This window comes from Serinicoccus chungangensis, assembly GCF_006337125.1.
GTDB classification, from domain to species: domain Bacteria; phylum Actinomycetota; class Actinomycetes; order Actinomycetales; family Dermatophilaceae; genus Ornithinicoccus; species Ornithinicoccus chungangensis.
This window is the reverse complement of the sequence record NZ_CP040887.1, coordinates 1639153-1661015: the sequence shown is the minus strand read 5'-3', so window position 1 is coordinate 1661015 and position 21863 is coordinate 1639153. Positions and strand designations below refer to the sequence as shown.

General features: G+C 73.8%; 25 protein-coding genes and 1 riboswitch. Of the genes, 8 read left to right on the top strand and 17 right to left on the bottom strand.

Annotation, left to right across the window (positions count from 1 at the left end; all coding sequences use genetic code 11):
- Nucleotides 1-5: 5 nt before the first annotated feature.
- On the bottom strand, nt 6-1097 hold the full coding sequence (locus FHD63_RS07460) for a YihY/virulence factor BrkB family protein (RefSeq protein WP_238705805.1): 1092 nt from the start codon (nt 1095-1097) through the stop codon (nt 6-8).
- 141 nt (nt 1098-1238) lie between these two features.
- Here FHD63_RS07460 and FHD63_RS07455 point away from each other — a divergent pair, with 141 nt between their 5' ends.
- The gene (locus tag FHD63_RS07455) at nt 1239-1640 is read left to right on the top strand and encodes a cupin domain-containing protein (protein WP_139721406.1); all 402 of its coding nucleotides are present in this window, start codon (nt 1239-1241) and stop codon (nt 1638-1640) included.
- 91 nt (nt 1641-1731) lie between these two features.
- On the opposite strand, the gene FHD63_RS07450 is transcribed toward FHD63_RS07455, so the two are convergent.
- Complete coding sequence (locus tag FHD63_RS07450) at nt 1732-2640, bottom strand: hypothetical protein (RefSeq protein ID WP_139721404.1); 909 nt, start codon at nt 2638-2640, stop codon at nt 1732-1734.
- Nucleotides 2637-3347 (bottom strand): alpha/beta fold hydrolase, encoded by a 711-nt coding sequence (locus tag FHD63_RS07445; RefSeq protein ID WP_139721402.1) that lies wholly within the window; start codon nt 3345-3347, stop codon nt 2637-2639. The genes FHD63_RS07450 and FHD63_RS07445 overlap by 4 nt, the downstream gene beginning before the upstream one ends.
- A gap of 58 nt (nt 3348-3405) precedes the next feature.
- Here FHD63_RS07445 and FHD63_RS07440 point away from each other — a divergent pair, with 58 nt between their 5' ends.
- From FHD63_RS07440 to FHD63_RS07425, 4 genes are all read left to right on the top strand, one after another.
- Nucleotides 3406-3804 (top strand): HIT family protein, encoded by a 399-nt coding sequence (locus tag FHD63_RS07440; RefSeq protein WP_139721400.1) that lies wholly within the window; start codon nt 3406-3408, stop codon nt 3802-3804.
- Nucleotides 3805-3865: 61 nt separating this feature from the next.
- Complete coding sequence (locus FHD63_RS07435; protein ID WP_139721398.1) at nt 3866-4384, top strand: DoxX family protein; 519 nt, start codon at nt 3866-3868, stop codon at nt 4382-4384.
- Between the two features lie 42 nt (nt 4385-4426).
- Nucleotides 4427-5581, top strand: coding sequence for a methyltransferase domain-containing protein (locus FHD63_RS07430; RefSeq protein WP_139723042.1), 1155 nt, complete (start codon nt 4427-4429; stop codon nt 5579-5581).
- Between the two features lie 80 nt (nt 5582-5661).
- Nucleotides 5662-5988 (top strand): hypothetical protein, encoded by a 327-nt coding sequence (locus tag FHD63_RS07425; protein WP_139721397.1) that lies wholly within the window; start codon nt 5662-5664, stop codon nt 5986-5988.
- Between the two features lie 31 nt (nt 5989-6019).
- Here the strand turns inward: FHD63_RS07425 and FHD63_RS07420 are convergent, their stop codons facing one another.
- Together FHD63_RS07420 and FHD63_RS07415 are read right to left on the bottom strand one after the other, a co-directional pair.
- On the bottom strand, nt 6020-6622 hold the full coding sequence (locus tag FHD63_RS07420; protein WP_139721395.1) for a rhodanese-like domain-containing protein: 603 nt from the start codon (nt 6620-6622) through the stop codon (nt 6020-6022).
- A 96-nt stretch (nt 6623-6718) separates the two neighbouring features.
- A complete protein-coding gene (locus tag FHD63_RS07415) occupies nt 6719-8080 on the bottom strand; it encodes an MBL fold metallo-hydrolase (RefSeq protein ID WP_139721393.1) in 1362 nt (453 codons plus the stop codon).
- Between the two features lie 103 nt (nt 8081-8183).
- On the opposite strand from FHD63_RS07415, the gene FHD63_RS07410 reads away from it, so the two are divergent.
- Complete coding sequence (locus tag FHD63_RS07410; protein WP_058891133.1) at nt 8184-8441, top strand: metal-sensitive transcriptional regulator; 258 nt, start codon at nt 8184-8186, stop codon at nt 8439-8441.
- A gap of 50 nt (nt 8442-8491) precedes the next feature.
- Here the strand turns inward: FHD63_RS07410 and FHD63_RS07405 are convergent, their stop codons facing one another.
- The 3 genes from FHD63_RS07405 to FHD63_RS07395 all read right to left on the bottom strand — a co-directional run bounded on the left by FHD63_RS07405 (nt 8492) and on the right by FHD63_RS07395 (nt 11001).
- Nucleotides 8492-9112 carry an L-threonylcarbamoyladenylate synthase gene (locus tag FHD63_RS07405; RefSeq protein ID WP_139721391.1) on the bottom strand — a complete coding sequence of 207 codons (621 nt, stop codon included), beginning with the start codon at nt 9110-9112 and terminating at the stop codon, nt 8492-8494.
- A 77-nt stretch (nt 9113-9189) separates the two neighbouring features.
- Nucleotides 9190-10002, bottom strand: coding sequence for an alpha/beta fold hydrolase (locus FHD63_RS07400; RefSeq protein ID WP_139721389.1), 813 nt, complete (start codon nt 10000-10002; stop codon nt 9190-9192).
- A gap of 9 nt (nt 10003-10011) precedes the next feature.
- The gene (locus tag FHD63_RS07395; RefSeq protein ID WP_139721387.1) at nt 10012-11001 is read right to left on the bottom strand and encodes a GNAT family N-acetyltransferase; all 990 of its coding nucleotides are present in this window, start codon (nt 10999-11001) and stop codon (nt 10012-10014) included.
- A 71-nt stretch (nt 11002-11072) separates the two neighbouring features.
- On the opposite strand from FHD63_RS07395, the gene FHD63_RS07390 reads away from it, so the two are divergent.
- Nucleotides 11073-11792, top strand: a complete 720-nt coding sequence (locus FHD63_RS07390) for a DUF421 domain-containing protein (protein WP_139721385.1) — start codon at nt 11073-11075, stop codon at nt 11790-11792.
- On the opposite strand, the gene FHD63_RS07385 is transcribed toward FHD63_RS07390, so the two are convergent.
- Together FHD63_RS07385 and FHD63_RS07380 are read right to left on the bottom strand one after the other, a co-directional pair.
- Nucleotides 11700-12980: an APC family permease gene (locus FHD63_RS07385; RefSeq protein WP_139721384.1), complete on the bottom strand. Its 1281-nt coding sequence runs from the start codon at nt 12978-12980 to the stop codon at nt 11700-11702. The genes FHD63_RS07390 and FHD63_RS07385 overlap by 93 nt on opposite strands.
- Before the next feature lie 14 nt (nt 12981-12994).
- Nucleotides 12995-13426 (bottom strand): OsmC family protein, encoded by a 432-nt coding sequence (locus FHD63_RS07380; protein WP_139721382.1) that lies wholly within the window; start codon nt 13424-13426, stop codon nt 12995-12997.
- A gap of 18 nt (nt 13427-13444) precedes the next feature.
- Here FHD63_RS07380 and FHD63_RS07375 point away from each other — a divergent pair, with 18 nt between their 5' ends.
- Nucleotides 13445-14068 (top strand): histidine phosphatase family protein, encoded by a 624-nt coding sequence (locus tag FHD63_RS07375; protein WP_139721380.1) that lies wholly within the window; start codon nt 13445-13447, stop codon nt 14066-14068.
- On the opposite strand, the gene FHD63_RS07370 is transcribed toward FHD63_RS07375, so the two are convergent.
- The 7 genes from FHD63_RS07370 to gcvH form a co-directional block, all read right to left on the bottom strand.
- Entirely contained in the window at nt 14065-15618 is a 1554-nt protein-coding gene (locus tag FHD63_RS07370; protein ID WP_139721378.1) for a glutamate-cysteine ligase family protein, read from the bottom strand. The two genes, FHD63_RS07375 and FHD63_RS07370, sit on opposite strands and share 4 nt — an antisense overlap.
- 51 nt (nt 15619-15669) lie before the next feature.
- Nucleotides 15670-18576, bottom strand: a complete 2907-nt coding sequence (gcvP, locus tag FHD63_RS07365) for an aminomethyl-transferring glycine dehydrogenase (protein ID WP_139721377.1) — start codon at nt 18574-18576, stop codon at nt 15670-15672.
- Nucleotides 18577-18657: 81 nt separating this feature from the next.
- A riboswitch (glycine riboswitch) is annotated at nt 18658-18754 on the bottom strand.
- 59 nt (nt 18755-18813) lie between these two features.
- On the bottom strand, nt 18814-19362 hold the full coding sequence (locus FHD63_RS07360; protein ID WP_139721375.1) for a MerR family transcriptional regulator: 549 nt from the start codon (nt 19360-19362) through the stop codon (nt 18814-18816).
- A 157-nt stretch (nt 19363-19519) separates the two neighbouring features.
- Nucleotides 19520-20017 carry a bifunctional nuclease family protein gene (locus FHD63_RS07355; protein ID WP_139721373.1) on the bottom strand — a complete coding sequence of 166 codons (498 nt, stop codon included), beginning with the start codon at nt 20015-20017 and terminating at the stop codon, nt 19520-19522.
- Nucleotides 20018-20079: 62 nt separating this feature from the next.
- Nucleotides 20080-20859 carry a transcriptional regulator FtsR gene (gene ftsR, locus FHD63_RS07350; protein ID WP_238705804.1) on the bottom strand — a complete coding sequence of 260 codons (780 nt, stop codon included), beginning with the start codon at nt 20857-20859 and terminating at the stop codon, nt 20080-20082.
- On the bottom strand, nt 20856-21317 hold the full coding sequence (locus FHD63_RS07345; protein ID WP_139721371.1) for an FHA domain-containing protein: 462 nt from the start codon (nt 21315-21317) through the stop codon (nt 20856-20858). The genes ftsR and FHD63_RS07345 overlap by 4 nt, the downstream gene beginning before the upstream one ends.
- A gap of 92 nt (nt 21318-21409) precedes the next feature.
- Nucleotides 21410-21799 carry a glycine cleavage system protein GcvH gene (gcvH, locus tag FHD63_RS07340; protein WP_139721369.1) on the bottom strand — a complete coding sequence of 130 codons (390 nt, stop codon included), beginning with the start codon at nt 21797-21799 and terminating at the stop codon, nt 21410-21412.
- Nucleotides 21800-21863: the final 64 nt, after the last annotated feature.

Sequence of the window (21863 nt, the reverse complement as noted above, 5' to 3'; positions counted from 1 at the left end):
GGAGTCTAGGGCGTGGCCGGGTCGGCGCTCTGCTCCGTGGACGGCTCGTCCGGCGGCGGGCCCGTCTCCGTGACGTCGCCGGCGACGCCGTTGTGCGGGATGAGGGTCCCGGTGACCTCGTGGTGGGGCCAGTCGAGGGTGTGGGGGACGGTCTGGGTGACGTAGTTCGGCGTCTCCCGCGCGTGCACCTCGGTGGGGACGACCGGCAGGTTGGTGTGCGGGGGGTTGGCGGTCCAGGCCGCGGTGAACATCACCCAGCGCAGCCCCAGGTTGATCCACACGATGAGCGTGGCCAGGACCGCGAAGGAGGCGAAGACCGGGTTGTCCCAGGCGCCGATGACCTGCGTCCCCGCCACCCGCAGCACGCCCCATCCGGCGGCCCCGAGCAACGCGCCCTTCCACCAGTCGGGGGAGGGCATCCGCACCTTGGCCGTGACCCGGAAGAGCAGGTAGAACACGACCGCGTCCACGACGAAGGCGACGACCACGGCCGCCACCTGGATGAGCAGGCCGCTCGCGCCCCGGCTGACCTCGAACTCGCCGAGCACCGCCCGGGCCAGCACGGCGGACCCGCTCAGCAGCGCGGAGGAGAGCAGCACCGCCAGGCTGAGCAGGAGGATGCCGATGGCGTCCCAGCCCTTGCCGCGGAAGGGGCGCATCGGGGCCCCGGTGAGCCCGAACATGGACCGGATGCTGTTGCGCAGCCCGGTCATGACGTTGGTGGCGGTCCACAGCAGGACCGGGATGGAGATGAGGGTGGCCAGCGTCAGCGAACGCTCCAGGACCAGCCGGTCGGGGTCGATGATGCCGCCGTTGCTGCCGTCGTCCACCAGCCCCGGGAAGGCCGTATTGATGGCCATGACCACCCGGTCGAACAGCTCGGGCTGGCGACCGAGGACGGCGCGGAACCCGTTGACGCCGATGGTCACCAGGGCCGTGAGGGACACCAGGGCGGAGATGGTGACCCCGCCGGCCGACAGGTTGCCCCGCACCAGCAGGTAGCGCACGAAGGCCCGCACCGGGCGCGAGGTGTCCACCCGGTGGATGGCGCGCCAGAAGAGGTTGCGCTCGACGCCGTCCTCCTGGACCTCCGCCACCCGTCGTCCTCCTCGCCTGACCGTCCGCACCTGCGGCACCACACGGTATACCGCACCGCGGGCGACGCCGTGGCGTCACGCCTGCGTCGGTCCCACGGCGGTGCTCTGGACAGGCGGGGTCGCGACCGGTCGAATGGGCCCATGGACGCACACACCGACCAGCGGGCCGCCCAGCCGTGCCGGCGCATCGTCGACGGCGCGCTGCAGGCGGCCGACCCGACACCGGGGATGAGCCGCAGGGTGGCCGAGCACGCCGCCGGGATGTGGACCGGCACCGTGGACACCGAGCCGGGGGCGGTCACCGGCTGGCACCACCACGGCGAGCACGAGACGACGCTCTACATCGTCTGGGGCACGTTCCGGCTGGAGTCCGGTCCGGACGGCGGCGACGTCGTCGAGGCCGGTCCGGGTGACTTCGTGCGGGTGCCCGCCGGCGCCGTGCACCGTGAGTCCAACCCCGGCGACGAGACCTCCCGGGCCGTCGTCGTCCGGTGCGGCAGCGGTGCGCCGACGGTCAACGTGGACGGACCGGCAGCACCCTGATGAGAACGCCGATAAGGCACATTATGTCAAGTAAGTGTCAGCGGCCGCGCGAGGAGCGGTCCTGCCGCTCCCCCCGGTGCTCCGCCTCACGTCAGCCGTCGCGACGGTGCCGGTCCACCAGCGCGGCGGCGTCGACCTGCACCAGGACACGCGCGACGGCGAGCCCCTCGTCCTCGGTCCAGGGCTCGTGGCCCGGTCGGGTCTGATCGCTGACCCGTGCGTGGCTGCCGCCCAGGTCACGCACGACGACCCAGTGGTCGCCACCGGTCTGCCGGTAGACCCCGGTGCCGTCCCCGAGGTCGGTGCACGGCCGGAGGTCGAGGGCGGCGCACCCGCCTCCTCCGGGCCGCAGCGCGACGTCGAGGTGACCCGCCCCGGACGCCTCACCGCGCGCGAGCGTGTAGCGGACCGACCCGTCGAGCACCGTCAGCGTGGAAAGGCGCAGGTCGTCGGTGTCCGGCGGCGCGACCAGCGACACGTCGACCGCCTCCAGCTCGGCGATCTCCTGGGCGCGCTCGCGTCGCTCCAGGGCCCACCACGAGCCGGCCAGCAGCGCCAGCGCGACCCCCAGGACCAGCACCCCCCGCAGCCAGGGTCGGCCCCCGGTCCCGAGGCCCGCGGACGGTGGCACGTCGGGACGCACCGCCGTCAGACCGGCGACGACCGGCGCCAGGACGGCCAGCGCGAGCCCGAGCCACGAGGCCACCGAGCCGAGCATCGTGGCGACCGCCACGAGGACCGCCGTGGTCGGCAGCCACCACCACCGCAGCGTGCGCCGGCAGAGCACGGCGGTCGCCAGCGCCCCCGCGGCCGCGCCCAGCAGCGCCCCGCCCAGCGGCGGGCCGAGGCACTCCAGGCCGCCCTCGCACGGGAGCGCCGCACCGACCCACAGGCCGGCCACCCCCAGGAGCAGCACGAGCGCGTAGCAGAGCGCCAGCGCCCGCAGCAGCGCGGCCGCCGGACGGCCCCGGCCGCTCCCCCGCCCCCCGACCCGGGTCACCGGTCGGCGCGGGCGGCCTCGTCGAGCAGGTCCGCCAGGTCCGCCGGGCGCGACCACATGGGCCAGTGGCCGGTGGGCAGGTCGACGTAGGTGAGCGACCGGTAGTCCGGCAGGGCCGCGAGGAAGCTCACGCCCTGCTCGGCGTAGGAGCGGAAGTCGCTGGCCGGGAAGGACGTGCAGACGACCGTGCCCGGCACGTCGTGCCGGGCGTCGTTGCCGAGGGACACCGGGGTGCTCACCACGCGACCGGGCTCGGGCACCGCGCGCTCGCGGAAGGTCGCGAGCTGGTCGTCGGTGAGGTCGCGCATCGACCCGTCGGCGAGCTCGTCCTCCCACCGGTCGTCGAGCGTGAGCACGTCGGCGGAGAAGTCGGGGTCCATCGCCGCCCCGTCCGCCGAGGGCGCGGTGTCCACCCACACCACGTGGTCCACGAGCTCGGGCCGCTGGTCCAGGACGAGGGTCCCCGGGACGGCCGCCCCGCTGTGCACGGCGAGCACCCGCCGGTCCGCCGACGGGTCGAGCGCCGCGACGATCGCGTCCGCCTGGTCCTGCGGGGTCACCACCGCACGGTTCGGGTCGTCGTGGCCGAGCCCGGGCAGGGTGAGCGCGTCCACGGCATACCCCCGCTGCGCGAGCGAGCGGGCGACCTCCTCCCACGCCCACTCCCCCAACCAGAACCCGGGCACCAGCACCATCTGTGTCGTCATGGCAGCGAGTATGCCGCGCCCTCCGGACATCCGGCGTCCGCGAGCCTAGGGTGGGGCCATGAGCACGATCTTCACCAGGATCATCGAGGGCGAGATCCCCGCCCACGTCGTCTGGACCGACGACGTCTGCGCCGTCTTCCTCGACATCGAGCCGCTCACCCCCGGCCACGCGCTCGTCGTGCCCCGGGCCGAGGTCGACCACTGGGTCGACCTGCCCGAGGAGACCACGGCGCACCTCATGCAGGTCGCGGCCCGGGTCGGCCGGGCTCAGCTGGAGGTCTTCGACGCCCGTCGGGTGGGGCTCATCGTCCAGGGCTTCGAGGTCCCGCACGCCCACGTCCACGTCTTCCCCACCTCCGACCCCGCCGACTTCGACCTGAGCCGCAAGGGTCCGCGGGACCAGGACGACCTGGCCCACGACGCCGCGGCGCTCCGCGAGGCGCTGGCCGGCCGGTGAGACTGCGGGACACGCCGTCGCCGCGGCCCCCGGGCGCACCCGGGAGGGTCGGGGTGGCCGGATGAGCGAGCGCGTCGACCCCGACGACACCGGCGACTTCCACCGTGAGGTGGACGACCCCTGGGACGAGGGGTATGCCTTCACCGGCCCGGTCGAGGCGCACGGGCGGGGCCTCGACTTCGGGCTGCTGCTGCTGCGCCTGGCCGTCCTCCCCCTCGTCGTCCAGGGCGCCCGCGCGGCGACCGACATGCCGGGCTTCACCGCCCAGGTGTCCGGCACGACGCTCGGCTCGACCGCTCCCGACGTGGTCGCCTGGGGGGTCATGGTCGGCCTCGTCGCGCTCCCGGTCCTCGTCGCCGTGGGCCTCTTCACCCGCCCGGCCGGCTTCCTGCTCGCCGCGCTCATGGCCGCCGTCTGGTCGGTGGGCGTCTTCCTCGGCGAGGACGAGACGCTGCTCGTCGGCCCCGGCGGACTGACCGCGCAGAGCGCCCTGCTGCTGCTCGGCATCACCCTGCCGCTGGCCTTCACCGGGGCGGGGCGGCTGTCGGTGGACAGCCTGCGGACCGCCGGACGCCCCTGAGCGGGCGCGCCACCCGGCACGTCCACCCCTAGGGTGGCGCTCGTGCAGTGCGACTACTTCGACGCGGGGGTCTGCCGTTCCTGCACCCTCATGGGCGAGCCGTACCCGGCCCAGCTGGCCGCCAAGCAGTCGTCGGTGGCCGGCACCCTGGCACCGTGGGTCGCCCCCGGGGCGTGGTCGGCCCCGGCCCCGAGCGCCGAGTCCGGCTTCCGCAACAAGGCCAAGCTGGTCGTCGGGGGCCGCAAGGGCGCCCCTACCGTCGGCATCCTGGACCGGGCCGGCCAGGGGGTCGACCTGCGCTGGTGCGGCCTCTACGAACCCGGGCTGCGCGCGGCCGTGCTCGACCTGGCCGACCGGCTGCCGTCGTCCGGCCTGACGCCCTACGACGTGCCCACCCGCCAGGGCGAGCTCAAGCACGTCCTGCTGACCCACTCCCCCGACGGCGAGCTCATGGCCCGCTTCGTGCTGCGCTCCCCCGGGCAGCGCCGACGGGTCGTCGACCTGGTGGACGACCTGCGCACCGGCGCCGGCGGTCCGCGGCTGCGGGTGGCCAGCCTCAACCTGCAGCCGGAGCACAAGGCCGTGCTCGAGGGCGAGACCGAGGAGGTCCTGACCCCGGACCGGACCCTGCCCGTGCAGGTCGGCGGCCTCACCCTGCACCTCGGCACCCGGAGCTTCTTCCAGACCAACACCTCGGTCGCCGCCGCGCTCTACCGGCAGGTGGCCGCCTGGGTCGACGAGGTCGGCCCGGCCCGCGTGTGGGACCTCTACTGCGGCGTCGGCGGGTTCGCGCTGCACGCCTCGGCGCCCGGTCGCGAGGTGGTCGGGGTGGAGCGCTCGGCGGAGGCGGTCCGCAGCGCGCTCCGCAGCCGGGAGGACCCGGCCCTGCGGGGTCGTGCCGACGGCACCACCTTCGTCGCCGGGGACGCCACCGACCACGCCCGGTCAGCGCCCACCTCCGAGCGGCCCGACCTGCTCGTGGTCAACCCGCCGCGGCGGGGCGTCGGCGCCGAGCTGGCCGACTGGGTGGAGTCCTCCGGCGTGCCGCACGTGGTCTACTCCAGCTGTGCCGCGACGAGCCTGGCCCGCGACCTGGCGCGTATGCCGTCCTACGCGGTGCGGCACGCCCGGGTGTTCGACATGTTCCCCCAGACCGGGCACCACGAGGTCGCGCTGCTGCTCGACCGGCGCGCCTGAGGGTGTCGCCGTCCGGGACGCCCGGCTCTGCCATGATGGTGGCTCATCGACATCCCCGACGACGAGGAAGTGCCAGACCGATGCCGAACACCTTTGAGGCCGTCCCCTCCGCCGGCCACGAGCGCAGCACGGCCTTCCTCGCGGTCGAGCAGCCCGAGCAGCGGCTCGAGGACTACATGGAGCGCTCGCAGATGCACCGGGGGTCGCTGCGGGAGCAGGACGGCTACACCGTGCCCTTCCGTGACGGCGGGCAGGTCCGCATCACGGTGCGCGAGGACGGGTCCGAGCCGGCCGGTCTGGTGTTCCAGGTCGACGCACCCACCGAGGAGCGTCGGACCTACATCGAGGGCGAGGTCGAGGTGGAGCTCGGCGACGGGGCCGACAGCCTGACCTGGGAGCGCGACTGAGCCTCCCGGTGCGCCGTCGGCCCCGGACCGCTCAGCCCCGAGACCGCCCGGCGAGACCGCTCAGGGCCTCCTGGAGCTGACCGGCGCTGCCGCGGTTCCACGGCATCTGCATGAGCCCCTGCGCCATGGCGCAGGTGTTGCTGAGCGCCGCGAACGTCAGCCCGCCGCCGATCCCCGCGGCCACCCACTTCGCGCCCGGCACCACGGTGCTCGCGAGGACCGACGTCAGCACGATGCCTCCGGCGACCAGGCGCACCTGCCGCTCCAGCTCCCACGGACCTGAGGTCTCGCGGACCTCGCCGCCGGCGCCGGACCAGGCCTGCATGCCCCCGGAGAGCACGTGCATCCCGGTGCCACCGGTGCCCGCCAACGCCTGGGCGGCGACGCCGGCGCGGGCCCCGGACCGGCAGACGAGCACGACGTCCTGATCGAGGTGGTCGGCGACCGAGCGCGCGTGCTCGGTCAGCGTGGCCAGCGGGATGTTGTAGGACCCGGGCACGTGCCCGGCGGCGTACTCGCCCGGCGTGCGCACGTCGAGGACACGCGGGGCGGCGTCACCGGCCAGCCACGTGCGCAGCGCGCCCGCGCTGATCTCGACGGGGTGGGTGGTGGTGCGCGTGGGCGCACTGCTCATGGGACTCTCCTCGTGAGGGGGGTGGGGTTCAGGGATGTGGGGTTCAGGGATGTGGGGTTCAGGGATGTGGCAGGGGACGGCGGCGGCCGCGGAGGCTCAGGCGTCCGCGCCGACGACCGGCAGCCCGCACGAGCGGGCCTGGTCGAAGCTGTCGTCGACCGCCACCGCGTCGCGCCCGGCGGCGGAGACGACGGAGGCGCCCACGGAGGCACGGTACCCGCCCGCGCAGTGGACCCAGACCTCGCCCTCCGGCACCTCCGCGACCCGCCGGGCGAGCTGGCCCAGGGGGATGTTCAGCGCTCCGTCGACGTGCCCGGCGGCGTACTCGTGCGGGTTGCGGACGTCGAGCACGCAGACCGGGCGGTGGTGGCGCACCTGGGCGAGGTCGGCGAAGCTCGCCTGCCGCAGGGTGGCCAGCGGGGCGTCGGTCCAGTCCTCGGGTGCGCCGGTGCTCTGCCCGGCCAGCTCGTCAATGCCGATCCGGACCAGCTCGCGCTGGGCCTGGCTCACCTGCTCCGGGTCCTCACCGAGCAGGGTGAGCGGGGTGCCCCAGGGGATCATCCACCCGAGCCAGGTGGAGAACTGTCCGTCGAGCCCGATGTTGAGCGTCCCCGGGACGTGGCCCGCGGAGAAGGCCCGGCGGTGGCGCAGGTCGACGACCCACTCCCCCGCCTCGAGGCGCTCCCGGAGCACGTTCTTGTCGGCCCGCTCGGGCAGCTCGAGGCTGATCTCCTCCGGGCCCTTGGCGTTGGCCGGGCCCATGTGGGCGTAGTAGGCGGGGTAGAGGTCGAGGCCGTCGAGGACCTCCCGGACGTAGTCCTCCACGTCCTGGCGCAGCACGGGGTTCTGGGTCAGCTCCTGGCCGATGGTCGAGGCGTCGCCCTCGGCCTGGGTGGCCGAGCAGAAGGACCCGAAGCCGTGCGTGGGCATGACCTGGGCCTGCTCGGGGAGCTCACGGGCCAGGCGGTGCGCCGAGGCGTGCTGGTGCCGCGCCAGGGTCTCCGCGTGATCCTCCCCCAGCAGGTCCGGCCGGCCGGTGGAGCCGAACAGCAGCGAGCCGCCGGTGAAGACGTAGGGGTCCTCGCCCTCCAGGGCGTAGGACAGGTGGGTGAAGGTGTGCCCGGGGGTGTGGATGGCCCGGACCCGCAGCGTCGGGGAGACCTCGACCACGTCGCCGTCGCTGATGGCCGCGCGCTCGAAGCCGACCGGGTCGTCCGCGTTGACGTGGTAGCGGGCGCCCGTCTCCCGGGCGAGCTGGTAGCCACCCGTCACGTAGTCGTTGTGGATGTGCGTCTCGAAGACGTGGGTGATCCGGACCCCCTCCTGCGCGGCGAGGGCCAGGACACGGTCGATGTCGCGCTGCGGGTCGACGACGAAAGCCACCTCGCCGTCGTGCACGAGATAGCTGCGGTCACCGAGGGAGGAGGTCTCGATCGGCAGAACCGTGGTGGTGGTCATCGGTGCTCCTTGCTGACGGGTCGCGGTCTCTCTCCGGTACCACCGGATACCCCCTAGGGTATACCACGTGACGACGGTATGCCCCCAGGGGTACCCTGGGGAGGTGGAACTCGCGCCGGAGACCGTCAAGCCCTCGATCACCCGACTGCGCCGCGCCCACGGGCAGCTGGCGGCCGTCATCCGCATGCTCGAGGAGGGTCGCGACTGCGAGGACGTGGTCACCCAGCTCGCCGCGGTGAGCAAGGCCCTGGACCGCGCCGGCTACACCATCATCGCCAGCGGCCTGCGCCAGTGCCTGGTCGAGGAGGACGGCGAGGTCGACACCAAGAAGATGGAGAAGCTCTTCCTCTCCCTCGCCTGAGACCCGCCGCCCACGGTCCCGTGCGCGGGCCTGGTCCGACGGCACCGGAGTCACCGGAAGGGCGTGGGGTCCCCCGATCCCACCCGCAGGACCTCGGCGTAGCCCTCGGAGAGGTCGACCACGGTCGTCGGCTCGCACCCCGTCTGGTCGCCGTCGACGACGACCTCCACCTGGTGGTCCAGGCGCTCCTTGACCTCCCAGCCGTAGCCCAGCGGCTCCTCCTCACCCGGCATGAGCAGGGTGCTCGTCAGCAGCGGCTCCCCCATCTCCGAGAGCAGGTGGCGACAGATCGGGTCGGCCGGGATGCGGACGCCGACCGTCTTCTTCTTGGGGTGCAGCAGGCGTCGCGGCACCTCCTTGGTCGCCGGCAGGATGAAGGTGTAGCACCCGGGGGTGGCGGCCTTGACGGTGCGGAAGACCGCGGTGTCGAGCTGCACGAACTGCCCGAGCTGGGAGAAGTCGGCGCACATGAGGGTGAAGTGGTGGCGGTCGTCGAGCTGGCGGATGCTGACGATGCGGGCCTTGGCGGCCGGGTCGTCCAGTCGCGCACCCAGGCTGTAGCAGGCGTCGGTGGGGAAGGCCACGAGACCTCCCTCGGTGAGCACCTCCGCCACCTGCCGGATGAGCCGGGGCTGCGGGTCGACCGGGTGGATGTCGAGGAAGCGTGCCATCGTCCGACTGTAGCCACCTGACGGCTCGGGAGACAGGGGTCGGGGCCGCCGAGGTCGGCCGCGGACCCCCGGTGGTGTCAGGCGGCCCGCAGGAAGTGGCGCAACGTGGCGGTGAACGCCTCCGGCTGCTCCGAGTGCACCCAGTGCCCGGCACCCTTGATGGTGACCTGGACGGTGCGCGGGAAGAGCGCCCGCATCGGGCCCTCCTGCTCCGGGGTGATGTAGCCGGACTCGCTGCCGCCGACCCAGAGCACCGGCCCGGTGAAGGTCCGCCCCCCGTGCGGGACGTCTCCGGTGATGCTGGCGAGGTCGCGCAGGAGCACCTCGAGGTGGGGCTGCCAGCCGAAGGCGTGCGTCTCGGGGTCGCGCCGCAGGTTCTGCAGCAGGAAGCCGCGCAGCATCCGCGAGTCGACGGCACCGGCCAGCTCGGCGTCGGCCTGGCCGTGCGAGGTGATCGCGTCGAGGTCGATGGCGAGCAGGGAGGAGATGAGGTGCTCGAACTCCCCCACCTCCCCCGCGCCGGTGGGGCTGACGTCGACGACCACCAGCCGGTCGACCAGCTCGGGGGCGCGCAGGGCGGCGGTCATGGCGGTCTTGCCGCCCATCGAGTGGCCGACGAGGTGCACCGGCCCGTCGGTCGCGAGCACCTGCAGCTGCTCGACGAGCAGCTCGGCCGCGGTCGAGTAGTCGATGCGCTCGGTCCACGGCGAGCGTCCGTGGTCGGGCATGTCGAGCAGGACGCAGCGGAAGTCCGGCTGCAGCGCCTTGGCGATGCCGGTGAAGTTGCGGCCGCGACCCAGCAGACCGTGGCAGAAGACCACGGTCGGTCCGCCGTCGCCGACGACGGTCTGGGCGAGGGGTCCGGTGGCGGCGTCGGGTGCGGAGGTCACCCGACCAGCCTAGGACGAGCGCGGCAGCGGTCGGCGCATCGCACAGGTGGCGTGCTTGTGCACGAAGCCCAGGCGCTCGTAGAGCCGGGTCGCCCCGGTGAGGCTGGCCGAGTCCACGTCGAGCTCGATGACGTCCAGGTCGCCGCTGCGCTCCGCCTCCGCGATGGTCCGGGCCAGGGCCGCCGCGGCGACACCACGCCCACGAGCCTCGGGAACCGTGCCGAGGATGGTGACGTAGGCCTCCCGGTCCACCCACTGGCCGACCATGACGTAGGCGACGACCTGGCCGGCCAGCTCCCCGTCGACGGCCCAGGCGAGGGTGGACACCGCGGGACGGGCGCTGCGCGAGGACCAGTGCTCGTGCCAGAGCTCGGCCGACTGCGGACCGGAGCCCCAGTGGTCGCGGAACGCCGCGTTGTGGGCCAGGCGCACGGCCTCCTCGTCCTCCGGCCGCGGCGAGCGGAGCTCGACACCCTCGACCTCCCGGACCACCGGGCCGTCGGCCACCGGGCGCGTCAGCAGGTTGAACCAGCGCACCACGGCATACCCCCGGTCGGAGAGGAGCTCCTGCGCGGCGGACCCCTGCCGCCCGCCACCCGCGGAGAGGTAGCCGGGCACCCCGGCGTGACGCTGCGCCAGCAGCTCGACGGCCCGCGGCTCGAGCCGGTCCAGCAGCGCGGTGCCCAGGCCGCGCCCCCGGTGGTCGGCGTGCACGCCCCCGCCGAGGTAGCCCCGGGCCTGGCCCTCGTGGTCGGTCGTCGGCGGGACGAGGGCGACGCCGTAGCCGACCATGGCGTCACCCTGCCAGACCGCCCAGGAGTCCTGCGCGGGGTCGTGCCCGGGGGTGCGCAGCTCCTCGGCCAGGTCCTCGGCGGAGAGGAACTCCTCGGTCCCGTCGGCCACGGCCAGGTGGTTGACCAGCTCGGCCCACGCCGTCACGTCCTGCTCGCCCAGCCTGCTCCAGCGGTATGCCGTGCCCGGCGCCATGTCCTCGTCCATGGTCCTAGCCTGCCCGACGGCACCGACCGGCCCCAAGCGGTTTGTCGGGGGCGGTCTGCCACCATGGGGCCATGCGTGACCTGTGGCACTACATCGGGATCACCCCTGCCGGGGCGATCGCCGTGGTGCTCAGCACGGTCACCATCTACTTCGTCTTCGGCGCGGTGCTGCGGCTGTGGGGCCAGCGCCTCTACTCCAGCCCGCGCAGCCTCGACCTGGCCATCGTCACCGTGCTCGGCGCCATCGTCGGCCGGTCCACGATGGGCCACGTGCCGACCCTGACCGGAGGCCTGATCGCGCTCGGCACGCTGGCCACCCTGGAGGTGCTCTTCCGCAACCTGCGGCGGCTGCCGCTGCCGCAGCTGGACGGGCAGTCGCGCGCCCGGGCGGCCGTCCTCGTGGTGGCGGGCAAGGTGCAGAACGACACGATGCGGACCTACGGGCTGACGACGCCCATGCTGTGGAGCGCCCTGCGCCAGGCCGGCGTCAGCCACCTCACGCAGGTGGCTCTCGTGGTCCTGGAGCCGAACGGGCAGATCTCCGTCGTGCGGGCCGGTCAGCCGATCCACCCGCGCGCCCTGCTCGGGGTCAAGGGCGCGCACCGGGTGCAGGAGCACCTGCGCGACGCCGGGCACCTGCACACCGGCCACGCCGAGCAGCCGCGGGCCGCCCACCCCTCGGAGCCGACGCCCGGCTCCTCACCCCGCAGCGTCCCGGCGCCGGGTCAGGGTGTAGCCGACCAGTCCCAGGGCGAGGACGGCCAGCCCACCGCCGACGGCGGGTCCCGGTAGCGCCAGGGCGAGCGTCAGGCACCCGGCGAGACCGAGGGCGGGCACCCAGGGGGCGCCGACCCACTCCCCCCGCAGCGTCAGCGCGCTGGCGTTGGCGACCGCGTAGTAGAGCAGCACCCCGAAGCTGGAGAAGGCGATGGCCCCGCGCAGGTCCGCCAGCAGGACCACCAGGAGCAGCACGGCGCCCACGCCCACCTCGGCGGCCCGCGGCACCCGGCGCGGCCCGGACAGGACCGCCAGGGTCCGGGGGAGGTGGCCGTCCCGGGCCATCGCCACGGTCGTCCTCGAGATGCCCAGCAGCAGGTTGAGCAGGGCACCGAGCGCGGCGAGCCCGGCGACGACCCGCACCACGCCCTCCGCCGGCCCCGGGAGGGCCGTCGCCGCGAGGTCGGCCACCGGCGCCGAGGAGCCCGCCACCCCCGGGACGCCGAGGCCGCGGAGCAGGCCGACCGCCAGGAGCAGGTAGACCACGAGGACCACGCCCAACGAGACGACCACCGCGCGAGGGATGGTCCGCGCCGGGTCCCGCACCTCCTCACCGAGGGTGGCGACCCGGGCGTACCCGGCGAAGGCGAAGAAGAAGAGGGCGGCCCCCTGCAGCAGACCGAGGACGTCGTCCCCGGCGGTGAGCTCGACGCCCGCCTCCGCCGGCCCGCCGGGTCGACCGGCCGCGACGAGGACCCCCACGAGGGTGGCGAGCACCACCGCCACGACCACCCGGGTCACGCCCGCGGAGCGCTGCACCCCGGCGAGGTTGAGCGCCGTGACGACGACGACGGAGACGGCGGCGGCCGTCCGCTCCCGGCCCGGCGCGAGGTAGGCGGCGGCGGTCATCGCCATGGCGGCGCAGGAGGCGGTCTTGCCGACGACGAACGTCCACCCGGCGAGGTAGCCCCAGAGCGGACCCAGCCGCTCGCGCCCGTAGACGTAGGCGCCCCCGGCCGCGGGGTGGCGCGCCGCGAGTGCCGCCGAGGACAGCGCGTTGCAGGTGGCGACCGCCCCGGCCAGCAGCACCGCGACCAGGACGGCGGGGCCCGCGGCCCGCGTGGCCGGACCCCACACCGCGAACACGCCGGCGCCCAGCATGGCCCCCAGCCCGACGACGACCGCGTCCCGCAGGGTGAGCGTGCGCAGCAGGGCCCCGCCCGCGCCGCCCGTCCCTCCCGGGGACGGGCCCCCCGACGGCATACCGGTGCTGCGGCTCAGCGGATCTCGAAGTCGACCTGCGTCGGCAGGGCGACCGTGCGGGAGACGGTGCACAGCCGGTCCCGGGACTTCGCGACGGCGTCCGGCAGCCGGTCCCGCGCCTCCTGACCGCCCGCGTCGTCCGGGAAGGCGACCTGCACGGTGACCGTCACCGGGCCGAGGTGGTTGCCGTCCTCGTCCCGCAGCTTCTCGGCCCCGGCGGAGACCTCGAAGGACAGCGGCTCGGCCTTGCGGGAGGTCAGCAGGTCGACGTCGATGCCGGAGCAGCCGGCCACCGCCACGAGCAGCAGCTCCACCGGGGAGAACGCCGTGCCGTCCTCGCCGGCACCCATCCCCACGGGGATCGACCCGCCGCGGGCGTTCACGGCCTCGAACTGCCCGGGGCCGGTGCGGGTGAGGGACACGGAGCGGTAGGTGTCGTCAGCCATGTGGGTAGTGTGCCAGGAATGGACGACCCCACCAGCGAGATCCCCGGCCCTGCCATCCCCCCGCACCGCCTCGTGCTCATCCGGCACGGGGAGACCGAGTGGTCGCGCTCCGGCCAGCACACCGGCCTCACCGACCTGCCGCTGCTGCCCGAGGGCGAGGAGGCCGCCAGCGGGCTGCAGAAGGTCCTGGCCGGCCGGACCTTCGCCCACGTGCGCTGCTCCCCGCTGCAGCGGGCCCGGCACACCGCCGACCTGGCCGGCCTGCGGGTCGACGAGATCGACGAGGACCTCAAGGAGTGGGACTACGGCGGCTACGAGGGCCGCAGCACCCCGGACATCCGCCGGGAGCTGGGCTACCGGTGGAACGTCTTCCACCACGGGGTCGTCCCCGGCGACACCCCGGGTGAGACCGTGGAGCAGGTCGCCGGCCGCGCCAGCGTCGTGCTGGAGCGGGTGTGGCCCCACCTCTTCGACGGGGACGTCGCCCTCGTGGGCCACGGGCACGCGTTGCGCATCCTCACCAGCGTCTACCTGCGGCAGGCGCCGCGGTTCGGTCAGCACCTCACCTTCGAGGTCGGCTCGGTGGCCATCCTCGGCCACCACCGCGAGCAGCCCACGGTGGAGGCCTGGAACCACCGCTAGGCCGAGCGCCCGGTGACCTGCGCCACGCCTTCCCGGTCGGCGTCGGCGGCTGCGGGCGCCTGCACCTCGGGCACCTCCCACGTGTGCACCGGGGTGTTCTCCTCGGCGTGGTCGAGGTAGTGCCCGAACATGGCCCGCAGGGCCTCCGGCCGGGAGTAGCCGGCCGCCTCGTAGGCCTCGGTGACCGCCACCTGCCAGCTCGCCCCGTTGGTGCGGGCGCGACACCTGCCCTCGATGACGGAGAGGTAGTGGCTGCGGACCTCGCGCCGCAGGCCCAGCGCCGCCAGACCGTCGTCGGCGACCGAGAGCAGGTGGTCCGCCACGAGGTCGACGGCCGGCAGGGTGCCGACGCCGGGCCAGACCTGGGTCGCCGCGATGCCGTGCTTGGCGGCCTCCCGGAAGTTGCGGTCGGCGTCGGCGAAGGCCATCTTGGTCCAGATCGGGCGACCGCTGGTCGTGAAGGACTCCAGCAGCCCGTAGTAGAAGCAGGCGTTGGCGACCGTGTCGACGGCCGTGGGCCCGGCGGGCAGCACGCGGTTCTCCACCCGCAGGTGGGGGACGCCCTGGGTGGTGTCGTAGATCGGGCGGTTCCAGCGCCATACCGTGCCGTTGTGCAGCTTGAGGTCGAGCAGGTGCGGGACACCGCCCGCCGCGAGCACCGCCTTGGCGTCCTCGTCCGAGGTCTCCGGCAGCAGCGCCGGGAAGGACCGGACGTTCTCCTCGAAGAGGTCGAAGATCGAGGTGATCCAGGTGCGCCCGAAGTAGGCCCGCGGCCGCACGCCCTGGTGCTTGAGCTCGATCGAGCGGGTGTCGGTCATCTGCGTGAAGAGCGGGATGCGGGTCTCGGCCCACAGCCGCTTGCCGAAGAAGTAGGGCGAGTTGGCGCCGACGGCGATCTGCAGGCTCGAGATGACCGTCGCGGCGTTCCAGTAGACCGGGAAGTCCAGCGGCGTCACCTGCTGGTGCAGCTGCACCGAGGTGCATCCCGAGAGCGGCCCGATGGTGTCGTGGTAGCTCTCGACGCGCTCCCCCGTCGGCCCCTCGATCTCCAGCTCCAGGCCCTCGCCGCGCTCACGGATGAGCGAGTCGTTGAGCGCGGTGTAGCGCACCCCGTCGGAGAGCCACGGCTGGTCGAAGAGCTCGGCCTGCAGGGTGGGGACGACGCCCACCGAGGCGACCCGGCAGCCGTGGCCGCGGGCCGCGTCGCCGGCGCGCCGCAGCGACTGGGACAGCCAGCGCTCCAGCCGCACGGCCTGGTCGCCGGCCATCGGCCGCGGCGGCACGTTGAGCTCGATGTTGTAACGCCCGACCTCGGTCTGGAAGTCGCCCTCGCCGATGTCGGCCAGCACCTCACGGTTGCGCAGCGCCGGGTCCAGCGACTCCTCGTCGACGAGGTTGAGCTCGATCTCCAGACCCATCTGCGGGCGGGTGAAGTCGAACCGGCTCCCCTCGAGCATCTGCTCGAAGCAGTCGAGGTCGTCGCGGACCTTGGCTCGGAACGCCAGCCGCTGCTCCCGCGTGAACTCGCTGTGACTCACCTCTTGGCCCATGCGCTGAATCCTCACACACTGTGACGTGCATGACCACCACCATCGAGGGCGTCAGGACTCGAAGTGCTCCGGCGGGGGGCAGGAGCAGACGAGGTTGCGGTCGCCGAAGACGCCGTCGATGCGGCGCACCGGCGGCCAGTACTTCCGGTCGGGGTCGACGCCAGGGGGGTAGGCCGCGTGCATCCGGTCGTAGGACGCGTCCCACTCCCCCGCCAGGGACAGCGCGGTGTGCGGGGCCCCGCGCAGCGCGCTGGCCTCGACGCCGCCCTCGGCCTGCGCCGCCTCGTCCATCTCCGCGCGGATGGCGATCATCGCGTCGATGAAGCGGTCGATCTCGGTGAGGTCCTCGGACTCGGTCGGCTCGACCATGAGGGTGCCCGCCACCGGGAAGGACATCGTCGGGGCGTGGAAGCCGTAGTCGATGAGCCGCTTGGCGACGTCGTCGACGCTCACCCCGGTGGTCTTGGTCAGGCCGCGCAGGTCGAGGATGCACTCGTGCGCCACCAGCCCGTGGTCGCCGGTGTAGAGCACCGGGAAGTGCTCGTGCAGCCGGCGGGCCACGTAGTTGGCCGACAGCACCGCGACCTGCCCGGAGCGGGTGAGCCCCTCCCCGCCCATGAGCCGGATGTAGGCCCACGGGATCTGCAGGATGCCGGCCGAGCCGAAGGGGGCCGCCGAGATCGGTCCGGGGCCACTCTGCGGTCCGGCCTGCTCGTCGAAGGGGTGGTTGGGCAGGTACGGCGCGAGGTGCTCGCGCACGGCGACCGGGCCGACGCCGGGGCCGCCGCCGCCGTGCGGGATGGTGAAGGTCTTGTGCAGGTTGAGGTGGCTGACGTCGCCGCCGAACTCCCCGGGCTTGGCGATCCCGAGGAGGGCGTTGAGGTTGGCGCCGTCGACGTAGACCTGGCCACCGGCCTCGTGCACCAGCTCGCAGAGCTCGGTGATGGTGTCCTCGTAGACCCCGTGCGTCGACGGGTAGGTCACCATGATCGCGGCCAGCTGCTCACGGTGCGTGTCGATCTTGGCGCGCAGGTCCTCGAGGTCGACCTCCCCGGTCCCGGTGCTCTTCACCACGACGACCTTGAGGCCCGCCATCACCGCGCTCGCGGCGTTGGTGCCGTGCGCGCTGGCCGGGATGAGGCAGACGGTCCGCTGGTCGTCGCCGCGGGCCAGGTGGTACTGCCGGATGGCGAGGAGCCCGGCGAACTCGCCCTGCGCGCCGGCGTTCGGCTGCAGGGACACCCGGTCGTAGCCGGTGATCTCCTCCAGCCAGCCGCACAGCTGGGCGATGAGCTCGCGGTAGCCCTCGCTCTGGTCGGCCGGCGCGAAGGGGTGGATCGACCCGAACTCCGGCCAGGTCACCGACTCCATGGCCGTCGTCGGGTTGAGCTTCATGGTGCACGAGCCCAGCGGGATCATGCCCCGGTCCAGCGCGTAGTCCTTGTCGGAGAGCGTGCGCAGGTAGCGCAGCATGGCGGTCTCGCTGCGGTGGCTGGAGAACACCGGGTGGGTGAGGTATGCCTCGTCCCCGGCGCGGGAGAGGTCGCCGAACAGCGCGGGGAGGTCCTCCCCGGAGCTCCCCTCCTCGGTGCCGTCGCCGGAGGGCAGCCCGTCCGGGTCCGCGCCGAACGCCTCCGCGACGGCCCGCAGGTCCGCCGTGGTCGTCAGCTCGTCGACGGACAGCAGCACCGTGTCGTCGTCGACCCGCCACAGGTTGATGCCGCGCTCGAGCGCGGCCGCGAGCACCTCGCCCGCCCGCCCCGGGACGCGCACCTGCAGGGTGTCGAAGAAGCGGTCCCCGGCGAGCTCGAGGCCGGCCCCGGTGAGCACCTCGGCGAGGGCCGCGGCCTGGCCGTGCACCCGCCGCGCGATCCGGCGCAGCCCCTCGGGGCCGTGCCACACGGCATACATCGACGCCATGACGGCGAGCAGGACCTGCGCCGTGCAGATGTTGGACGTCGCCTTCTCCCGCCGGATGTGCTGCTCGCGCGTCTGCAGCGCCAGCCGGTAGGCCTGCTTGCCGTCGACGTCCTTCGACACGCCGACGAGGCGCCCGGGCAGGGTGCGCTCCAGGCCTTCGCGGACGGCGAGGTAGCCCGCGTGCGGGCCGCCGAAGCCGAGCGGCACCCCGAGGCGCTGGGTGCTGCCGACGGCGACGTCGGCACCCCACCGCGACGGCGGCGCGAGCAGGGTGAGCGCGAGCAGGTCCGCGGCGGCGGTGACGAGGGCACCGGCCTCGTGGGCCGCGGCGCTGAGGGCGGTGACGTCGCGGACCTGGCCGTCGGCCCCCGGGTACTGGACGAGCACCCCGAAGACCTCCTGGTCCCCCGCCGCGGCGCGCAGGCCGTCGGCGTCGGAGACGCCGCTGACGTCGGCCGTGACGACCTGCCAGCCGATGGCCTGCGCCCGGGCCCGGACGACGGCCTCGGTCTGCGGGAAGACGTGCTCGTCGAGCAGCAGCACGGCGTCCTGGGCCACCTTGCTGGAGCGTCGCATGAGCGCCATCGCCTCCGCGGCCGCCGTGCCCTCGTCGAGCATGGACGCGCCGGCCACCGCCAGCCCGGTGAGGTCGGTGACGACGGTCTGGAAGTTGAGCAGGGCCTCGAGGCGGCCCTGCGAGATCTCCGGCTGGTAGGGCGTGTAGGCGGTGTACCAGGCCGGGTTCTCCAGGATGTTGCGCAGGACCACCGGCGGGGTCTGGGTGCCGTAGTAGCCCAGGCCGATCATCGGGGTGACGACGCTGTTGCGGCTGGCGAGCTCGCGGAGCTCGGCGATGACCGCCTGCTCGCTGGCCGCGGCCTCGATCGCCAGCGGCGCCGCCCCGCGGATGCCCTCGGGGGTGGCCGCCTCGACCAGGGCCTCGAGGCTGTCGTAGCCGACGACCTCGAGCATGCGGTCGACGTCGTCGGGGCGGGGGCCGACGTGACGGGCGACGAAGTCGGGTGAGTGGTGGCTCATGGACGGACGGCTCCTTCGGGACGGGCCTGCGCTGGCACCTCCCCCTCTGCCGGCCCCGTGCACGGGACGTTCCAGAGTTGCCTGCTCCGCGTGGTCCCGGGCGCCTGAGAGCTTGGTGGGGAGTATGCCCCTTCGGCGCCTCACCGCTGTGCGGAGAGGACTCTCCCACGCGACGTCGTCGGCGTGCTCAATCTAGCACCGGTGCCGCGGGGTCGACGCCCCGGCGGAGCCGGTGGGTCAGGAGGTCTTGCGGGCCCGGCGCCGGGCGGACAGCTCGTCCGCCGGGTGCTCGCCGAGCGGGGCGTCGGCGCGCTCGCTGGGCAGCTGCGCGAGCTGGCCCTCGACCTCGCGCCACACGCTGCCGACCGCGATGCCGAAGACGCCCTGTCCCCCGCGCACGAGGTCGATGACCTCGTCGTCGCTGGTGCACTCGTAGACGCTCGCCCCGTCGCTCATCAGCGTGATGTGGGCCAGGTCCTGGACGCCGCGCTCGCGCAGGGCGGTCACCGCCACCCGGATCTGCTGCAGCGAGACCCCGGTGTCGAGCAGCCGCTTGATGATCTTGAGCACGAGGATGTCGCGGAAGCTGTAGAGCCGCTGCGTGCCGGACCCGGAGGGGTTGCGCACCGAAGGCTCCAGGAGCCCGGTGCGGGCCCAGTAGTCGAGCTGGCGGTAGGTCACCCCGGCCGCGCCGCAGACCGTGGGGCCGCGGTAGCCGATGCCGTCGTCCAGCGCGGCGGTGTCCTCGGTGAACAGCAGCCCCTGCGAGGCGGCCGGCTGGTCCATCGGGCGTCCGCTCGACCCGCCCGGTGCGTCTGCTCCAACGTTCACCGGTCCTCCTCGCAGTTATGACTCGTGTGACTCGTGTGACTGAGGTGCCGCGTGGGCACGAGTCGACGGTATGCGCAGGGGCACCCCTGGTCAACGACGCCACGCCGTGACATCAGGGCCGGTCCTCGTCGGTGCCGGGCTCCCCGGGCGACTCGAAGTCCTCCGCGGACACCTCGTCGAGGAACTCGCGGAAGCGCTCGACCTCGTCCTCCTCCTCGACCGCCATGGTCACGCCGACGTCGTCGAGCAGCTCCTCCGTGGTGCGGATCGGGGTGGCCGACCGCAGCGCCAGCGCGATGGCGTCCGAGGGACGGGCCGACAGGACGGTCCCGCCGTCGAAGTGCAGCTCGGCGTGGAAGATGCCCTCCTGGAGCCCGGTGATGCGGACCTCCTCCAGCGTCCGCCCCAGCGCCCCGATCATGGTGACCATGAGGTCGTGGGTCAGGGGTCGCGGCGGCTCCACCCCCTGCTGGGCGTAGGCGATCGCGGTGGCCTCCGGGGCCCCGATCCAGATGGGGACGTAGCGCTGCCCGTCGCGTTCGCGCAGCAGGACGATGGGGCTGTTGTTCGGCATCTCGACCCGGACACCGAGCACGTCGAGCTCTCTCACCCCGCCACGGTACCGCTCCCGGCCCGCGCGCGCCGGGCCGGAGGTCGCGTGGGGGCCTCCGCTCAGCGCTGGGCGAGCCCGGAGCGCACGAGCGCGACGTGCAACGACAGCGTGTGCGCCAGCAGCTCGGCCTCCCGGTCGGCCGGGTCCGGGCCGGAGGCGCCGCGGGCGCGCCGACGGCGCAGCGGCTCGAGGAGCTGCTGGGTCAGACCGATCTCGCGGTCCGCCGCCACCCGGAACAGCCGCAGGTGCCGGGCCTCCAGCCCGTAGCGCGACAGCGCCACCGCGGCCTCGGCCACGTCGACGTCGTCGGCCTGGTGCTTGCCCCCCGCGTCGGTGCGCAGCAGCCCGAAGGCCTTGAGCTGGGCGTAGGCCGCGGCGTCGAGGCCGGTGCGCTCGCGCAGCTCCGGCGGGGAGAGGCGGACGGCCCGTCGCCGACGCAGCGCGCTGGCGCTCAGGTCCGCCACCGGGGCCTCGGTCGAGGTCTCGGCGGGCGGTGCCGGCGCGGGGGCGGTCGGGGTCGCCTGCGGCGCGGAGGTGGTCAGGCCCGGCACGTCCAGCCCGCGGTCGAGCCGGTCGAGGGCGTCCTTGATGACCTTGAGCGGCCAGAACCGGTCGCGCTGGGCGGTGAGGACGAAGCGCAGGCGGGCGATGTCGGCCTCGGTGAAGTGCCGGTAGCCAGAGGCGCGGCGCTCGGGGCTGATGAGCCCCTCCTGCTCGAGGTAGCGGATCTTGGAGTCGGTGAGGTCGGGGAAGTCGCCGTGCAGCTGCTTGAGCACGGCTCCGATGGAGACCCCCCTCGCCGGCCCGGCGGGAACCTCGTCGTGGGCCGGTGAGCTCACGACCGACCGCGGTAGTAGACCAGCCGGAACTTGCCGATCTGCACCTCGTCGCCCTGGTTGAGCGGCATCTCCTCGATCCGCTGCCGGTTGACGTAGGTGCCGTTGAGCGACCCGACGTCGCGGACGGCATACCCGTCCTGCTCCTTGACGAACTGCGCGTGCCGTCGCGAGACGGTGACGTCGTCGAGGAAGATGTCGCTGTGCGGGTGGCGCCCGGAGCTCACCTCGTCGGCGTCCAGCAGGAACCGGGCACCGGAGTTGGGTCCGCGCAGCACGATGAGCAGGGCCGTGCCCGGCCGCAGCGCGTCCACCGTGCGCTGGTCGTCGGCGGAGAGCCGGGGCGCCTCGTCGTCGAAGGAGTACTCCGCCGCGGGCAGGTCCACGCCACCGGGCAGGCGCGCCGTCGTCGGGTCGGCACCCAGGTCGTGGTGCTCGCGGTCACGATCGTCGCCACTCATGGTGCGGACCTCCTCGTCGGTGGGGTGGGTGTGCTGACCGTCGACCGGTGGTCGACGGTGGTGGCCCAACTCTACGTCAGGCCCCCGACACCTCAGTCGAGCTGGCTCTCGTAGGCCTCGGCGTCCATGAGCCCGTCCAGGACGGAGGAGTCGGCGAGCCTGAGCTCGTACATCCAGCCCTCGCCGTAGCTGTCGGTGTTGACCAGCTCCGGGGTGGCGTCCAGGAGCTCGTTGACGGCCGTGACCTCGCCGGCCAGGGGGGCGTAGATGTCGCTCACCGACTTGGTCGACTCGACCTCCCCGCAGGAGTCCCCGGGGGCCACGTCGTCACCCACGGAGGGCAGCGAGACGTAGACGACGTCGCCGAGCGCGTCCTGGGCGTAGGCGGTGATCCCGACCCGCACCACCCCGTCCCCCACGTCGCGGACCCACTCGTGGTCGGTCGTGTAACGCAGGTCATCGGGGTACTGCAAGGTGCTCATCGCTCTCCTCGGACGGACGTACCGGTCGCCGCACGTGTCTCGGACGGCAGTGGCCTGCCGGCGA